The organism is Streptomyces sp. NPDC048254 (assembly GCF_043201895.1).
Lineage (GTDB): Bacteria > Actinomycetota > Actinomycetes > Streptomycetales > Streptomycetaceae > Streptomyces.
The window spans coordinates 16339-30004 of sequence record NZ_JBICZJ010000040.1; the positions used below are offsets into that span (position 1 = coordinate 16339).

The 13666-nt window shown below is 70.3% G+C and carries 13 protein-coding genes; 8 read left to right on the forward strand and 5 right to left on the reverse strand.

Annotated elements, in window-relative coordinates; translation table 11 throughout:
• Nucleotides 1-230: 230 nt before the first annotated feature.
• Nucleotides 231-1751, forward strand: coding sequence for a catalase (locus ACGFZQ_RS51615; RefSeq protein WP_393846427.1), 1521 nt, complete (start codon nt 231-233; stop codon nt 1749-1751).
• A 105-nt stretch (nt 1752-1856) separates the two neighbouring features.
• Here the strand turns inward: ACGFZQ_RS51615 and ACGFZQ_RS51620 are convergent, their stop codons facing one another.
• Nucleotides 1857-2165 (reverse strand): hypothetical protein, encoded by a 309-nt coding sequence (locus tag ACGFZQ_RS51620; protein WP_393846428.1) that lies wholly within the window; start codon nt 2163-2165, stop codon nt 1857-1859.
• Between the two features lie 208 nt (nt 2166-2373).
• Here ACGFZQ_RS51620 and ACGFZQ_RS51625 point away from each other — a divergent pair, with 208 nt between their 5' ends.
• The 4 genes from ACGFZQ_RS51625 to ACGFZQ_RS51640 all read left to right on the forward strand — a co-directional run bounded on the left by ACGFZQ_RS51625 (nt 2374) and on the right by ACGFZQ_RS51640 (nt 5976).
• The gene (locus ACGFZQ_RS51625) at nt 2374-4206 is read left to right on the forward strand and encodes an arabinofuranosidase catalytic domain-containing protein (RefSeq protein ID WP_393846429.1); all 1833 of its coding nucleotides are present in this window, start codon (nt 2374-2376) and stop codon (nt 4204-4206) included.
• A gap of 148 nt (nt 4207-4354) precedes the next feature.
• Nucleotides 4355-5044, forward strand: a complete 690-nt coding sequence (locus ACGFZQ_RS51630; RefSeq protein ID WP_393846430.1) for a DJ-1/PfpI family protein — start codon at nt 4355-4357, stop codon at nt 5042-5044.
• Between the two features lie 55 nt (nt 5045-5099).
• Nucleotides 5100-5420 (forward strand): hypothetical protein, encoded by a 321-nt coding sequence (locus ACGFZQ_RS51635; protein WP_393846431.1) that lies wholly within the window; start codon nt 5100-5102, stop codon nt 5418-5420.
• A 112-nt stretch (nt 5421-5532) separates the two neighbouring features.
• Nucleotides 5533-5976, forward strand: a complete 444-nt coding sequence (locus ACGFZQ_RS51640; protein WP_393846432.1) for a universal stress protein — start codon at nt 5533-5535, stop codon at nt 5974-5976.
• A 20-nt stretch (nt 5977-5996) separates the two neighbouring features.
• Here ACGFZQ_RS51640 and ACGFZQ_RS51645 read toward each other — a convergent pair whose 3' ends face one another.
• The 4 genes from ACGFZQ_RS51645 to ACGFZQ_RS51660 are packed head-to-tail and all read right to left on the reverse strand — an operon-like array spanning nt 5997 to nt 10142.
• Complete coding sequence (locus tag ACGFZQ_RS51645) at nt 5997-7010, reverse strand: sugar phosphate isomerase/epimerase (protein WP_351734838.1); 1014 nt, start codon at nt 7008-7010, stop codon at nt 5997-5999.
• Nucleotides 7007-8215, reverse strand: a complete 1209-nt coding sequence (locus tag ACGFZQ_RS51650; protein ID WP_393846433.1) for a Gfo/Idh/MocA family protein — start codon at nt 8213-8215, stop codon at nt 7007-7009. The genes ACGFZQ_RS51645 and ACGFZQ_RS51650 overlap by 4 nt, the downstream gene beginning before the upstream one ends.
• The gene (locus tag ACGFZQ_RS51655; protein ID WP_393846434.1) at nt 8212-9330 is read right to left on the reverse strand and encodes a Gfo/Idh/MocA family protein; all 1119 of its coding nucleotides are present in this window, start codon (nt 9328-9330) and stop codon (nt 8212-8214) included. The genes ACGFZQ_RS51650 and ACGFZQ_RS51655 overlap by 4 nt, the downstream gene beginning before the upstream one ends.
• Complete coding sequence (locus tag ACGFZQ_RS51660) at nt 9330-10142, reverse strand: sugar phosphate isomerase/epimerase family protein (protein WP_393846435.1); 813 nt, start codon at nt 10140-10142, stop codon at nt 9330-9332. Before ACGFZQ_RS51660 ends, ACGFZQ_RS51655 begins: the two co-directional genes overlap by 1 nt.
• Before the next feature lie 83 nt (nt 10143-10225).
• Here ACGFZQ_RS51660 and ACGFZQ_RS51665 point away from each other — a divergent pair, with 83 nt between their 5' ends.
• The 3 genes from ACGFZQ_RS51665 to ACGFZQ_RS51675 all read left to right on the forward strand — a co-directional run bounded on the left by ACGFZQ_RS51665 (nt 10226) and on the right by ACGFZQ_RS51675 (nt 13398).
• Nucleotides 10226-10855, forward strand: coding sequence for a TetR/AcrR family transcriptional regulator (locus ACGFZQ_RS51665; RefSeq protein ID WP_382541187.1), 630 nt, complete (start codon nt 10226-10228; stop codon nt 10853-10855).
• 99 nt (nt 10856-10954) lie between these two features.
• Complete coding sequence (locus tag ACGFZQ_RS51670) at nt 10955-11797, forward strand: IS5 family transposase (RefSeq protein ID WP_393846436.1); 843 nt, start codon at nt 10955-10957, stop codon at nt 11795-11797.
• A gap of 74 nt (nt 11798-11871) precedes the next feature.
• Entirely contained in the window at nt 11872-13398 is a 1527-nt protein-coding gene (locus tag ACGFZQ_RS51675; protein WP_393846437.1) for a hypothetical protein, read from the forward strand.
• Nucleotides 13399-13666: the final 268 nt, after the last annotated feature.

The following is a 13666-nucleotide window of genomic DNA, read 5'->3' on the forward strand; positions in this document are numbered from 1 at the left end:
GGAGAGCCCGGCCAGGACGCGCCGGCCCGAGTCCTCGGGCACCGGGCTCACGGTGTTTGCCTCGCACATGCAGGGTCACCCGCTCAGTCGGAGCCCGAAGACTCCGGAAACAGAGGACGCGAGCACATCCGTACCGCACCGTCCCGGGGCGGGCCACGGGTGCACCGGCCGGTCCCGGGACACCGCGAGGACCGGCACCTGACTGCTCCGTGCGGAGAAAGGCGAGAGTCATGACGGAGAAACCACCCCTCACCACCACCGACTCCGGTGCCCCCGTCGAGAGTGACGAGCACTCGCTGACCGTGGGGCCCGGGGGGCCGGTCCTGCTGCAGGACGCCTACCTGATCGAGCAGATGGCGCAGTTCAACCGGGAGCGCATTCCCGAGCGCCAGCCGCATGCGAAGGGGAGCGGCGCGTTCGGTCACTTCGAGGTGACCGAGGACGTCAGCGCCTACACCATGGCCGGCCTCTTCCAGCCCGGCACCCGCACCGACCTGGTCATCCGCTTCTCGACGGTCGCCGGAGAACGGGGCAGCCCGGACACCTGGCGCGACCCTCGCGGCTTCGCGGTGAAGTTCTACACCAGCGAGGGCAACTACGACATGGTCGGCAACAACACGCCGGTGTTCTTCGTGAAGGACCCGATGAAGTTCCAGCACTTCATCCGGTCCCAGAAGCGCCGTGCGGACAACAACCTGCGCGACCACGACATGCAGTGGGACTTCTGGACGCTCTCCCCGGAGTCCGCCCACCAGGTCACCTGGCTGATGGGCGACCGCGGCATCCCGCGGACCTGGCGACACATGAACGGCTACACGTCCCACACCTACATGTGGATCAACGCCAAGGGTGAGCGGTTCTGGGTGAAGTACCACTTCAAGACCGACCAGGGGATCGAGTTCTTCACCCAGCACGAGGCCGACCAGATGGCAGCCGTCGACACGGACTACCACATGCGCGACCTCTTCGAGCACATCCGTGACGGCCAGTTCCCCAGCTGGACGCTGTACGTGCAGCTCATGCCGTACGCGGAGGCCGCGGGCTACCGCTTCAACCCGTTCGACCTCACCAAGGTGTGGCCGCACGGTGACTATCCGCTGGTCCCGGTCGGCCGGATGACCCTGGACCGCAATCCGACCGACAACCACGCCGAGATCGAGCAGGCGGCGTTCCAGCCGAACAACTTCGTCCCCGGCATCGGGCCCAGCCCGGACCGCATGCTGCTGGCCCGGCTGTTCTCCTACGCGGACGCCCATCGGCACCGGATCGGCGCCAACTACCAGCAGCTCCCGGTGAACGCGCCCGTCGTCGACGTCCACACGTACTCCAAGGACGGGGCGATGGCCTACCGGAAGACGTCGGATCCGGTGTACGCCCCGAACTCCAAGGGCGGCCCGGCGGCGGACCCGGCCCGGTTCGGCCCGCCGCCCAGCTGGGCGGCCGACGGCGAGATCACCCGCGCCGCCTACGTGTCCCACCCCGAGGACGACGACTGGGGGCAGCCCGGCACGATGGTGCGGGAGGTACTGGACGACGCCGCTCGCGACCGTCTGGTCGACAACGTCGTCGGGCATCTCCTCAACGGCGTCACCGACCCGGTCCTGCAGCGCGCCTTCACGTACTGGTCGAACATCGACGAGACGATCGGCAAGCGCATCGCCGACGGCGTACGGGCCAAGGGCGACGAGAAGGACCCCAAGGCCGCCGAACAGGGCAACCCCGCACGCAGCTCCATGCAGGACAAGGCCTGACCGGAGCCACACAGAACGGGAACAGCGCCGTGGGCCGAGCGACTCGCTCAGCCCACGGCGCTGTTGCGTGCGGCCAGGTGAAGACGGACCGGAAAGACGCGTTCGTCATCGGCGCATGGAGTTCACCGCCACGCCGGGGAAGTCGTTGACGCGCGGCCCACGGTCCTTGGCCCTGGTCGCGAGTACGACCCGGCACGGTTCGATCCCCTCGACGGGCACGGCCGTGAGGTCCCGCCGAAGGAGGACGTTCTCGACGCTCGCCGGTGCGAGGGCGAGGGCCTGGCCGCCGGCGACGAGTTCGAGTTTGTCCGCCGTGGTGCCCGCGATCGGGCCTTTGGGTGCCGGCTGTCCGTCCGGGCGTGGGGCGAGACACCAGAAGGCGTCGTACACCGCGTCGGTCTCACAGCAGTCCACACCCCCGACTTGGTCTGAACCAAAAAGGAAACAAATATTGACCCGCTCGAACAGTGTGCGTAGGTTCCGGGCCGAGCCGATCGAAGAGCCGTGTCGCCGTGCCGTCGGTGCGGTCTCCCCCACTCCAGCTTCGAAGGGACTGGCCATGCGCGGTGCCCCGTCCGTCCAAAATGTCATGACCCCACCAAAACCATGGACGAGATGGCGGATGCGAAGGTCCCGGGTCGTCGCCCTGCTGGCCTCCCTCGGGCTCGCTCTCGGGCTGCTGGTCGGGCTGCCGGCCGTCTCCCAGGCCGCCGGCTCGCTGCCGTGTGACATCTACGGCGCGGCCGGCACCCCGTGCGTGGCCGCGCACAGCGTCACCCGTGCCCTGCTCTCCTCCTACGACGGCCCGCTCTATCAGGTGACCCGTGTCTCGGACGGCGCCACCGCCGACATCGGGCTGCTGCCGCCGGGCGGATACGCCGACGCGGCGGCCCAGGACGCCTTCTGCGCGAACAGCGGGGGCTGCCGGATCACGAAGATCTACGACCAGAGCGGCCGGCACAACGACCTGACGCCGGGGCCCGCCGGTACCGCCGGCATGGGCGACGACCGGGGCGCCGACGCCTCGGAGATCGCCGTCACCGCGGGCGGCCACAAGGTGTACGGCGTCTGGATCTCCCCGGGCGTCGGCTACCGCTACACCGGTGTCGCCTCCGGCGTAGCCGTGGGCGGTCAGCCCGAGGGCGCCTACATGGTGGCCAGCGGTACCCATGTCGGATCCGCCTGCTGCTTCGACTACGGCAACGCGGAGAGCACCCCGGCCGACACCGGCAACGGGCACATGGACGCCGTGTCGATCGCCACCACCTGCTACTTCGCGCCGTGCACCGGGAGCGGGCCCTGGGTGGAGGCCGATCTGGAGAACGGCATGTTCCAGGGCGACAACGGCTCCAACACGGCGAACCTGGGCAACGGCAGCACCTTCGTGACCGCCGTGCTGAAGAACAACGGGCAGACCCGGTACGCGCTCAAGGGCGGTGACTCCCGGTCCGGCGGGCTCACCACGTGGTGGGACGGGGCGCTGCCCACCCGGGGCGGCTATCAGCCCATGCACCAGGAGGGCGGGATCATCCTGGGGATCGGGGGCGACAACAGCAACTGGAACCGGGGCACCTTCTTCGAGGGCGTGATGGTCTCCGGCTATCCCACCGACGCCGCCGAGAACGCCGTCCAGGCGAACATCGCCTCCGTCGGCTACAGCGGTGAGACGGACGTGCCCAACGGCCCGCAGGGGACGATCACCGGCCCCGGCGGCAAGTGTGTGGACGTCGCGGCGGACGACACCGGTGGCAACGGCGCCGCCGTACAGCTGTGGGACTGCCAGACGTATGCCGAGGACCAGCACTGGACGCACAACCCGGACGGCTCGCTGTCCACGCTCGGCCGGTGCCTCGACATCGAGAACAACGGCACGGCGGGCGGGGCCAAGGTCGAGCTGTGGGACTGCAACGGCGTCGGCGGACAGAAATGGGTCCAGCAAGCCGACGGCTCCCTCCTCAACCCCCAGTCCGGCCGCTGCCTCGACTCCCCCAACGGCACCACCACCAACGGCACCCGCCTCCAGATCTGGGACTGCAACGGCGCCGCGGCACAGAAGTTCTCGGTGCACGGCGGAGGGCCGGTGAAGGGCCCGGGCGGCACGTGCGTGGACGTCGCCGCCGACGACACCGGCACGGACGGGGCCGCCGTGCAGCTGTGGGCCTGTCAGTCGTACGCGGTCGACCAGCACTGGTACCACGGTTCCGACAACTCGCTGGCTGCGCTGGGACGTTGCCTGGACATCGTGGGCAACGGGACGGCCAACGGCACCAAGGTCGAGCTGTGGGACTGCAACGGCGTCGGCGGACAGAAATGGGTCCAGCAAGCCGACGGCTCCCTCCTCAACCCCCAGTCCGGACGCTGCCTCGACTCCCCCAACGGCACCACCACCAACGGCACCCGCCTCCAGATCTGGGACTGCAACGGCGCCGCCGCGCAGAAGTTCAGCCTGAGCTGAACGGGGCGCAGGTCAGGGGCCTCTTCCCGGGCGTGGCATTTTTCCGTCGAAGGGTGTCGCCCATGCCACTGGGAGGGGAAGAGGCCGCTGGTTACGTTCGGTGTGTGCCCGGCAGTGGCCGGGTGTTCCGCACTCCGAAGGGCCCTCCATGCACGCCCAGATCGTCCTGTTCGACGGCTTCGATCCGCTCGATGTCATCGCCCCCTACGAAGTGCTGTCCGCGGGGGGCGCCGCCACGGAGGGTGCGGTGACCGTGGAACTCGTGTCGGCGGAAGGGCCGCGCGAGGTGGCCGGCGGGGTCGCCGGGATCGCGCTGCGCGCCACCGCCGTACTCGACCCGGACCGCGCCGGACTGGTGCTGGTCCCTGGTGCGGCGGGCCGGATCGGGGACCCCGGTGACGTACCCGACCACGAGGCCGGGGCCGCCGAGGTGCGGGAGGACGCGACCGTTCCCGAGTTGCTGGGCCGCACGCTCAGCACCGGCCTGCCCACCCTGCTGAAGGCCGCGGCGGAGAATCCCGACGTGACCCTCACCGCCGTGTGCGGCGGCTCGGTCGTCCTGGCGATGGCCGGTCTGCTGGAGGGACGGTATGCCACCACGCACCACATGGGCCTCGATCTGCTGGATGCCACCGGTGCGCACGCCGTAAAGGCGCGTGTGGTCGACGACGGCGATCTCGTCACCGGCGCCGGTGTCACCTCCGGGCTCGATGTGGGCCTGTATCTGCTGGAGCGCGAGGTCGGCCCGCGGGTCGCGCACGCCGTCGAAGAGCTGTTCGCCCATGAGCGCCGCGGCGCCGTCTGGCGGAACAGCGGACCGCAGCCCGCCCGGTTCTGAGCCGGCGCCCCGCTTGCCCCCAGCACCGCACCACACCGAGAGGAAGAACAACACCATGTCCGCCGAAGGCACTTGGGACCTGTCCATCTCCACCCCCATCGGCACCATCCAGGCCGTGACCGAGTTCCGGTACGAGGACGGTGTCCTCGTCGGGACCGCGCGCGGCGCGGGAGAGGAGGTGACGCTCAGCGATGTGCTCCTCGAAGACGGCCGGCTCACCTGGAAGCAGGCCGTCACCAAGCCCATGCGGCTGAACCTGGCCTTCGCCCTGACCCTCGACGGCGACACGCTGACGGGAACCTCCAAGGCCGGCCGCCTCCCCTCGTCCAAGGTCACCGGCCGGCGCCGCGCCCTCCCGGCGGTCACGCCACGGTGACGGTGCCGGACGTCATGCGCCTGGCCGTGCATTTCTGGCGGGCCGGGTGCGTCTCCCGCAGCGTGGAAGGGTGCGGCCGGTTGGCGCGGGAGCCGTCGGAGAGGTGGGACACATGGACAGGGACGCCTCCGTTCCGAGGGTCGTCGTCGGCGTCGACGGTTCCCCGGCCTCGTACGCCGCCCTGCACTGGGCCGTGCGCTACGCCGGTCTGGTCGAGGGCACCGTGGAAGCGATCGCCGCCTGGGAACTTCAGGGGCTGCAGAACTGGTCCGGGCCCGCCGTCGACATGGACTTCGACGCGGACGAGGCCCGGCAGCGGATGCGGCAGGAGCTGACCGAGGTGCTGGGCGCGGACACCGCCGGCTCGGTCGCCGCGCATCTGGTGCACGGCAACGCCGCGGACATCCTGCTGAGGGCCTCGCAGGGCGCCGAGGTGCTGGTCGTCGGCAGCAGGGGGCGCGGCGGGTTCACCCGCGCCCTGCTCGGGTCCGTCAGCCAGCACGTGTCCCAGCACGCCTCCTGCCCCGTCGTGATCGTCCGCTCCGAGCGGTCCTGACCCGGCGGGCCGCGGCAGGGCTACTGGTTGCTGAACGCGGCGTCGAAGGACGCCTTCGGCGTCGGCCACAGCAGCGAGCGTACGAAGGTCACCGCCTCCGCGGCGCCGTGCAGGCGGTCCATGCCGGCGTCCTCCCATTCGATGGAGATGGGGCCGTCGTAACCGATGGACTCCAGGGCGCGGAAGGCGTCCTCCCAGGGGACGTCGCCGTGGCCGGTGGAGACGAAGTCCCAGCCCCGGCGCGGATCGCCCCACGGCTGGTGCGATCCGAGGACGCCGGCCCGGCCGTTGCGCGGGCGCAGCCGGGTGTCCTTGCAGTCGACGTGGTAGATGCGGTCCTTGAAGTCGGTGATGAACCCGACCGGGTCGATGTTCTGCCACATCATGTGGCTGGGGTCCCAGTTGAAGCCGAAGGCCTCGCGGTGGCCGATGGCCTCCAGGGTGCGGACGCTGGTCCAGTAGTCGTACGCGATCTCGCCGGGGTGCACCTCGTGGGCGAAGCGCACTCCCTGCGCGTCGAACACGTCGAGGATCGGGTTCCAGCGGGTGGCGAAGTCCTCATAGCCGGCGTCGATGACGGCGGCCGGCACCGGCGGGAACATGGCGACGTAGGGCCAGATGGCGGAGCCGGTGAAGCCGACGACGGTGTTCACACCCAGCTTGCGGGCCACCCGCGCGGCGCGCTTCATGTCCTCGGCGGCGCGCTGCCGTACTCCTTCCGCGTCGCCGTCGCCCCAGACGTACGGGCGCAGGATCGCCTGGTGGCGGAAGTCGATGGGCGCGTCGCAGACGGCCTGGCCGGCGAGGTGGTTGGAGATGGCGTAGGCCTTGAGGCCGTGCCGGTCGAGGATCTCCAGGCGTGATGCCGCGTAGGCGTCGTCCTCGTCGGCGCGCTTCAGGTCGAGGTGGTCTCCCGAGGCGGCGATCTCCAGACCGTCGTAGCCCCACTGCGCGGCGAGGCGGGCGACCTCCTCGAAGGGGAGGTCGGCCCACTGTCCGGTGAACAGGGTGACGGGGTGGGTGGCTGCGGTCATGTGCGGTCCTCCGTCGCGGGTGCGGTCCCGATCGTCTCGGGTGCGGTCCCGATCGTCTCGGGTGCGGTCCCGATCGTCTCGGGTGCGGTCCCGATCGTCTCGGGTGCGGTCTCGATCGTCTCGGGTGCGGTCTCGATCCAGGTGCCGCGATCGGCCGCGGAGGCCAGGACGGCCTCGGTGAGCCGTGCGGCGCGCAGTCCGTCGGCGAATGTCGGCATCCCCTCGGGGTACCCGCCCTGTACGGCGCTGTAGACGTCGGTGACGAACGCCGTGAAGGCGTCCTGGTAGCCGAGGGCGTGGCCGGGAGGCAGCACCGACAGGCGGGCCGAGTCGGGGGCGGCGGTGCCGGGGTCGCGCAGGAGCAGCTGCGATCCCTCTCGCCTGCCGATCCACAGTTCCTCGGGGCGTTCCTGTGCGAAGCGCACGCTCTGCCGGGTGCCGTGGAGTTCCAGGGTGAGGCTGTTCTTGCGGCCGGGGGCGAGCTGGCTGACGAGCAGGGTGCCCAGCGCCCCGTTGCCGAGTTCGACGAGGAGGGCGGCCGTGTCCTCGTTGGTGACCTCGGTGTCGCCGCGCCGGGCGAAGACGGTGCGGGTGCGGGCGGCGAGGCGGTGGATGCGCTGTCCGGAGACGAACTCGACGAGGTCGCACAGGTGGGAGCCGATGTCGGCGAAGGCGCGGGAGGCGCCGCCCGCCTCCGGGTCGGCGCGCCAGTTGGTGTCGCCGGGGTCGAGGAGCCAGTCCTGGAGGTAGGTGGCGTCCAGGGTGAGGACGGTGCCGAGCTGTCCGTCCGCCACCAGGGAACGGGCCTGCCGGGCCATCGGGTGGTAGCGGTAGACGAAGGGGACCGCCGCCACCCGGCCGGCCTCCCGCGCGGCCCGGACCAGGCGTTCGGCGTCCGCCGCCGTGGTGGCCAGGGGCTTCTCGCAGATGACGTGCGCGCCCGCGGCCAGCGCCGCCAGGGTGTGTTCGGTGTGCAGGCGGTTGGGGCTGCAGACGTGGACGACGTCGAGGTCGCCGGCCGCGACGAGGCGGTGGGCGTCCGGTTCGGAGCGTTCCACTCCGAGGGCCTCGGCGGCCCGCTCACCGCGTTCGGGGGTCGAGCTCGCGAGGGCGGTCGGCCGGCCGCGGGCGGCGCGGCTCGCGCGGGTGTGCACGGCCGCCATGAAGCCGCCGCCGATGAATCCGGCGCGCAGGGGGCGGTTCACAGGGTGACTCCGTAGGGGTCTCGGTCCTCGGGGACGAGCGGTATCTCGCCTGCGGCGCTGGTGACTTGGACGGTCTCGCCGGAGGTGACGGACTCGTCGATGGAGATCATGGTGTCCAGGACGTGGTAGCCGAGGTCTCCGGAGGCGATGTGGGGGCCGCCGCCTCGGACGGCCCGGGCCATGTCCAGGACGCCCAGTCCGCGTCCGGCCTCGATGCCGACCGGCGGGACCGTCTCCCACACGGGGTCCTGGCCGCGTTGCTGGACCCGGGTGATCCGCACCTCTCCCGCGAAGGTGTTGGGGTCGGGCAGCACCAGCGTGCCCTCGGTGCCGGTGATCTCGACGAACCCGGTGCGGGTGAGGGGGGAGTCGAAGCTGAACACGCTCTGGCCGACCCCGCCGTTCTCGAACTGGGTGAGCGCGGAGACATGGGTGGGTACGGCGACGGTGAACTCGGTGCCCGCCCGCTCGCCGCTCCTGACCGTGCGCACCGTCCGGGAGGTGGAACCGACCGCGGCGACCCGGCTGACCGAGCCGAACAGGCAGACCAGGGCGGTGAGGTAGTAGGGCCCCATGTCGAAGAGGGGTCCGGCGCCCTTGGCGAACAGGAACTCGGGGGCGGGGTGCCAGAGGTCGGGTCCCGCGTACTGCATGACGGTCTGCGCGGACAGCGGGGTGCCGATGTCCCCGCGGGCGATGGCGCGGAGGGCGGTCTGCAGGCCGGGGCCGAGCACGGTGTCGGGGGCGACTCCGACCCGCAGGCCGGCCGCGGCGGCCTGGTCGAGCAGGGCTCGGGCGTCGGCCCGGTCGACGGCGATGGGCTTCTCGGACCAGACGTGCTTGCCCGCGGCGACGATCGCCGAGCTGACCTCGGCGTGCACGGCGGGGACGGTCAGGTTGACGACGATGTCGACGTCCGGGTGGGCGAGGACGTCCGCGGCGGTGCCCCACTCCTCGACGCCGTACTTGCCGGCCTGGGTCTCGGCGCGCCCGGTGTCGAGGTCACCCACGACGGCGACGTGCAGGTCGGGGAAGCGGGTGAGGTTGGTCAGGTACTGGTCGCTGATGTTGCCGGCGCCGACGAGACCGACGCCGACCGGGTTGCGTGCCGCCATCAGGCGATGCCCTTCCCGTTGAGGTAGGCGACGCCCGCCGCGATGCCCTCGAAGATGTCACCGTCGTAGTGGTCGAACTCGATGACGGCGTACTCGGCGTCCGGGGCCGCGGCCAGCGAGGCGTCGAGCGGTATCTCTCCCCGGCCCGCCGGGACCTGACGGGTGTCGGCGGGGTCGAAGGGGGCACCGGAGGTGAACGGGTCGTCGATGACGGGGCCGTCCTTCACATGCAGGGCGCGCACCCGTGACCCCAGGCGGTTCAGCAGCGACACGACGTCGTAGCCACCGGCCGAGGCCCAGAACAGGTCTATCTCCAGGGCAACTTCGGGTGCGAGCAGGTCGGCGAAGCGGTCGAAGGCGTTGACGCCGGCGACGCTGTGGACGAACTCCTGCGAATGGTTGTGGTACCCGACGCGCAGCCCGTGGTCGGCGGCGCGCTTCGCGGCCTCGTTCAGCAGCCCGGCGGTACGGGCGATCTCCGTCTCGTCGGCCCACCGGGCGGCGGGGACGAACGGGTCGAAGAGGATCTCCACGCCCAGTCGCCGGGCGGCCCGGAAGGTCTCGTCGAGGGTGGGTGCGGGTGCCCCCTCGGCCGTGGCCTTTTCCGGGGACAGGAAGCCGGCGTGTCCGGTGGGTGCGGACAGGCCGTGCCGGGCGAGCGCGTCGGCCAGTTCGCCGGCACGGTGCACGAAGCCGAAGGCCTCGACGTTGCTCAGTCCCAGCGCGGCGAGGCGGCCCAGGGCTGCGTCCTCGTCGGCCTCCAGGGCCTGGCGGACGGAGTAGAGCTGGACCGACATCCGTGGTGTCGACATGAAGGGCTCCTCTCGGGGCGGACGACCGCACAACAGAATACCGACAGGGGTGCTGGTTTCTAGAGGGTGATTAACATCTCCGTATGGCAAAGGCGACGGCGCGGCAGGGGACGGCCCCACGGAACTACCCCAAGGGGGAGCGCCGGCGCGCCCAGATCATCGAGGCGGCGTTCACCGCGTTCGGGCAGGTCGGCTACCGCAACGCGAGCATGGTCCAGCTCGCCGCGGCCTGCGATGTCTCGCGCGCGGGGCTGCTGCACCACTTCCCGACGAAGGAGTCGCTGCTCGAAGCGGTTCTGGAGGAACGGGAGCGCCAGGACGACGCGCACTTCTTCGGTTCGGGCGCGGTGAACCGCGACGGCCTGGAGTACTTCGCCAGCATGATCCGGCTCGTCGCGCACAACCAGGCCAACCCGCTGATAGTGAGCCTGTTCGCCGTGCTGTCGAGCGAGGCGACCGCGGCCGACCATCCGGCACGCCCGTACTTCGTCGCACGCTACGAACGCACCCGCCGGCAGATGCAGTTGGCCGTCGACGACCTGGTACGACGTGATCTGCTGCGGCCCCACGTGGACGCGTCGGGGCTGGCGGCGGACCTGGTCGCGTTCATCGACGGCCTGCAGATCCAGTGGCTGCTCAGCCCGCAGGACATCGACATGCCGGATCACCTGCGCAAGCTGCTGCGCGGTCTCATCAGCGTCGAACTGCCTTAGAGGTCGCGCGGATAGGCATGGTTGGGGGCCCGGTAGCAGAACAGGCACATGTCCCGGTGATCATGGAGTTACGACGCTCTGTGATCACGAGGGAGACCTGTGCCCGCGTTGCCATCATGGCTCACGGAACCGCTCTGGGAGCAATTCGTGGCACTGCTTTCTGAGCGGCCCGAGTTCCACCCGGACCATCCACTCGGCTGCCACCGCCGACGCATCAGCGACCGGATCATCTTCGACAAGCTCCTGCAATTGCTGCGCTTCGGCTGTTCTTACGAGGCGATCGCCGACACGACCTGCTTGGCCACAACGATCCGTAGCCGCCGCGACGAGTGGATACGACTCAGCGCCCTCGCCCAGCTCAAGCAGATTGCGCTGGACTCTTATGACCGGATCGTCGGCCTCGTCCTCAACCAGATCGCCGTGGATGGCTCCATCACCAAGGCTCCCGGAGGCGGCGAGGTGGCCGGTCGCTCACCGGTCGACCGCGGCAAACAGGGCCTGAAACGCTCGGGCATGACGGACGGGTACGGCATTCCACTGGGTCGCGTCTTGGCCGGTGCGAACCGCCACGACTCCCCGCTGCTCGCCCCGACCCTGGACCGCCTGGACGACTTGGGGCCGTTACCTGACGACATCACCGTGCACCTGGACGCCGGCTACGACTCGGACAAGACCCGCACGCTGCTCAGCGAACGGGGCCTGCATGGATGTATTGCACACAAAGGGGACAAAGCGCCCATCCAGGCCAGTCGACGTTGGCATGTTGAACGCACCCATGCCTGGCAGAACGCCTTCTACCGCCTCGCCCGATGGTACGAGCGGCGCACCACCGTCATCGACGCATTCTTCGACCTTGCCGACACGATCATCACCGTGCGTAGTCTGATCCGGCAGGCATGGACGACCCACCTCTGGGGCGAACGCCCGAACCGCCGACCATGACCGTACCTCTATCCGCACGGCCTCCTACAGACGCTGCGAGTCCGTTGTCAGTGGACGGTGTTACTTTCTGTGACATGACCGATCACGCGCTACGGCTGCTGCGGCAGGATCGCCGCCTGGCCAAACTGGCCGCCTTCCCCTTCGACTTCGACCTGGACCGCGCCGCCGACGGCCATGTCGAGGAGGTCCGCCTCGCCTCGGGCGGGCCGCTGGAGGCGGTAGCCGGGGACGATACCGGCGGTACGTATTTCGTGTGCGCGGACGGCTCGGTGCTCTACGCCGACTCGGAGGGCGCTGCGGGGATCATCGGCTCCAGCGTCGACGAGACCCTGGAGCTCGTGATCGGCCTGCCCGGCTGGCGCGACTACACACGTCTGTCGCCAGACGACGGCGAGGAGAAGATCCTGGCGTGCGTCGCGGAGACCGAGGACGAGATCCGTGAGTACTACGGAATCGACGAGGAGCGGGCCGAGCTCCGTGCGGCGCTGGGCTTCCCGAAACGCTCCCCGGTCGAGCTAGTGGGCAGGCTGCGTGCCGCGCTGCATCGCACCGAGCCGGACTTCGTACTGCTCAACGCAGATGAGGGGTGCGCGTACGACCGGATAGGCCCGGCCGGTCCCCCGCCGTGGGAGCCGGTGCTCGCGGCGGGCCGCGCCGATCTTGCCTGTCTGCGGGAGGGCGACCGCACGGCATGGCGTGAAGTCGCTGAGGACCCGGTCCGGCGCCGGATCACCCTGCGGGCCGCGCAGTTCGACCGCGCCGAGGGCGATCTGGAGCTGCTGCGGCATCTGCTGAGGCACGAGACACGGTCATCGATGACGGACGAACTGCGGCTCGCGGCCGTTCTGGTGGGGCTGCGCGGGGACATCGGAGATCTGCCGCTGCTGCTTGAGGTCCGGGAGACGGACTTCGACACGGCGTGCGGCCTGGGCGGTATGCCGGAACCGGGTGCAAGCGCGGACAAGTTGCAACAGTGGGCGCGGGCGCTCGACGAGTCGATGTTCGGGACGGACCCGTCGGACGAGCCGGTCTCCACATGGACCGACCTGGCGCGGGACCAGGGGATGACGGACCTCGCGCGGGTGACGCTGATCCGCGAACTCGACAACATCTTCATGGACCAGAGCAGACTCCGCCGCCCCGAGGCGCCCCGCACCCTGGCCACGGCTCCGCTGAGCGGTCTCGCCCGGGACTTTGAGGAACTCGGCGACCTTCCCCAGGCGCTGCGCGCCCAGCGCCTGTACGCCGCCCTTCAGGAGACGGCATGGGACCGGGCCTCGGCCTGGCACACCCTCGCCCGCCTTGAGCGCGAGGCGGGCCAGCTGCCGCAGGCAGCGGACAGCCTGGCCGCCGTGCGCGACGCCCTGACCACCCGGGGCGACGACTCACTGCGCTACTGGAAGCAGGTCAACCTCGGCCGCTTCATCGCCGAGGAGCACTACCGGCTCACCCTCGCCCTGGCCGACGCGGGCCGCCCCGAGGAGACCCGTGCTCTCCTCACGGCCGCCGACACCATACTCGGCGAGCTCTCGGAGAACGCCGCGAACGGCATCCGCGAGCTCGCCGAGCGGACCGCTGCAAGAGTGCAGGAAGTCAACTGAGGACGGGCACGGCGAGCGGCCGGTCGCCAGGAAGCAGTGGCTGCCGAAGCAGTCTCCTCGCCCGCTGCTATGAGCGGTGCACCTCCGTCAGAATCCGGCAGGCATGGACGACTCACCACTGGGAGTACGCCCGAACCACCGACCATGACCGCATCCCTATCCGCGCGGCCTCTTAGTAGTGCTTCGTTACGTCGGGTGATCTCGCCTGGTAGTGGGCATCGTCTTGGTATGAGGCTGGGGGAAGTGGAACGGCTCCGGGGTGAGTTAT

Bases quoted from the DNA above. Each gene is read 5' to 3' on its own strand.
- ACGFZQ_RS51655 (WP_393846434.1), bottom strand. From the start codon at position 9,330: ATGGCGGCACGCAACCCGGTCGGCGTCGGTCTCGTCGGCGCCGGCAAC.
- ACGFZQ_RS51645 (WP_351734838.1), bottom strand. From the start codon at position 7,010: ATGACCGCAGCCACCCACCCCGTCACCCTGTTCACCGGACAGTGGGCC.
- ACGFZQ_RS51665 (WP_382541187.1), top strand. From the start codon at position 10,226: ATGGCAAAGGCGACGGCGCGGCAGGGGACGGCCCCACGGAACTACCCC.
- ACGFZQ_RS51675 (WP_393846437.1), top strand. From the start codon at position 11,872: ATGACCGATCACGCGCTACGGCTGCTGCGGCAGGATCGCCGCCTGGCC.
- ACGFZQ_RS51615 (WP_393846427.1), top strand. From the start codon at position 231: ATGACGGAGAAACCACCCCTCACCACCACCGACTCCGGTGCCCCCGTC.
- ACGFZQ_RS51630 (WP_393846430.1), top strand. From the start codon at position 4,355: ATGCACGCCCAGATCGTCCTGTTCGACGGCTTCGATCCGCTCGATGTC.
- ACGFZQ_RS51640 (WP_393846432.1), top strand. From the start codon at position 5,533: ATGGACAGGGACGCCTCCGTTCCGAGGGTCGTCGTCGGCGTCGACGGT.
- ACGFZQ_RS51635 (WP_393846431.1), top strand. From the start codon at position 5,100: ATGTCCGCCGAAGGCACTTGGGACCTGTCCATCTCCACCCCCATCGGC.
- ACGFZQ_RS51660 (WP_393846435.1), bottom strand. From the start codon at position 10,142: ATGTCGACACCACGGATGTCGGTCCAGCTCTACTCCGTCCGCCAGGCC.
- ACGFZQ_RS51625 (WP_393846429.1), top strand. From the start codon at position 2,374: ATGCGAAGGTCCCGGGTCGTCGCCCTGCTGGCCTCCCTCGGGCTCGCT.